Origin of the sequence: Capnocytophaga periodontitidis, assembly GCF_016126015.1 — a bacterium.
In the GTDB taxonomy this organism is placed as follows: Bacteria; Bacteroidota; Bacteroidia; order Flavobacteriales; family Flavobacteriaceae; genus Capnocytophaga; species Capnocytophaga periodontitidis.
Genome location: NZ_JAEFDB010000047.1, coordinates 1 through 754, shown reverse-complemented (window position 1 = coordinate 754; position 754 = coordinate 1). Strand labels below are relative to the sequence as shown.

1 protein-coding gene is annotated in these 754 nt (G+C 40.2%); it reads left to right on the top strand.

Features of this window, described 5'->3' with window-relative positions:
• The coding region (locus tag I7X29_RS15240) for a hypothetical protein (protein ID WP_198475893.1) at nt 1–754 on the top strand (754 nt) is incomplete at both ends.

The window sequence follows — 754 nt, the reverse complement described above, 5'->3', positions numbered from 1 at the left end:
AGCTCATTACTATAGCTTAGATGGCAGTGCTGAAAAAGTGATTGCTTGGACAATAGCGAACCAAGCGTTTGAGGTAGAAGTAGATCCTATAATAACACACACCATTACTGTAAAAGATGTAAATGGCTGTGTGACTACAGCTACTTTCAGTACTACAGCTATTATTACTGCTTCAGCTACACTCAGCAAACTTAAAACTTGTGCATCACCTACTGCAGCAATCAGTGTAACAGTAGCTGGAGGAACAGGTACTTATAGTTATACTTTAGAACATATAGATAATGGTAGCTCTGCTGGACAAATCATTGCTCAAAACCAAGCTTTGTCAGCAGGAACTACTACCATTACAATTCCAGCACCTGCCGATGAAGGTACTTACCGCATCACTATTTACGATGCCGAAACAATAAATTGTCCTATAGTAAAAGAAGTAATTCTTCCTGTTCCTATATGGCCTAATATCGATGATTTAGTGGTACAACCTTACCACGAAAAATGTAATTTAGGACTCACTGCTACGGGTACGGGGGTTATAGAAGTAGCAATGCCTACCGATAGTGATAGTTATACATTCCGTATCCTAAGCGCTACCGATCGTACTACAGGCTTAGCTGTTCCATTTACGCCTACACCAAGCAGTGCAGGAACACACAACGCTACCTTTACTCAGTTGCACGGAACACCTATAGGAGTATTGTATGTATTACAACTTACAGTAAACTCAACAGGTTGTACAGCTAATTTTACAGCTGAA